General features: G+C 31.5%; 1 protein-coding gene. It reads left to right on the top strand.

Annotation, left to right across the window (positions count from 1 at the left end):
• Nucleotides 1–10: 10 nt before the first annotated feature.
• Nucleotides 11–508 carry a hypothetical protein gene (locus tag ACY2RU_RS17795; protein ID WP_490139832.1) on the top strand — a complete coding sequence of 166 codons (498 nt, stop codon included), beginning with the start codon at nucleotides 11–13 and terminating at the stop codon, nucleotides 506–508.
• Nucleotides 509–670 lie beyond the last annotated feature (162 nt).

The raw sequence follows: 670 nt of genomic DNA, 5'->3' as shown, positions 1-670 counted from the left end.
GCCTACAAGTTTGAAAAAAAGAAAAATAATATACACAATTGGAATTTTATTCTTTCCGTTTTTAATCTTCGGACAAAACCTCAAGTCTGAATTGGAAATTGAATTGAATAAAATTGACTCAATAGTAAAGCTTACAAACGAAACACAAGAAAACTATTGGGAAGGAATTATGGAAGGTACAATTGTTCATAAAAGTATTTTTCGAAAAAATGGTGCTTGGGAAGCTTATAGTCTTGACAAAAATGAAAATCATCCACTCCGCATTATTTACAATAAGGCTGAAAAAAAAACATACCAACAATTTGAGTTTTATTATCAAAATGGACAACTAATTTTTGCCAAACTGAATGTGAAATTTTATCGTGGTAAAGGAAAAAATAAAATAATTGAGAAAAAATACTATTTCAAAAATTCCGAACTGATTTTTGAATCAAATCCTGAATTGGAAAAATACAATTCGGAATATATTACTCAAAATGAAAAGATTAGAGAAATTATTTATAAGTAAAAAAACCTGTAGGCAACAACGTATAAAGCCAATGGCGGGTTTGTTGCTTATCGAATTTGATTTCCTACAAATAAACTATCTTTAATTCCGAATAAACCCGTAAACGGCTTCGCCGTGGCTTCCGAGTCGCACGCGTCGACGCCGCTGCCAACATTTGCTACC

The sequence above is a fragment of the Ulvibacter sp. 2305UL32-6 genome, from assembly GCF_058148545.1.
The sequence above is the reverse complement of the archived record's forward strand: the minus strand, read 5'-3'. Positions and strand labels throughout refer to the sequence as shown.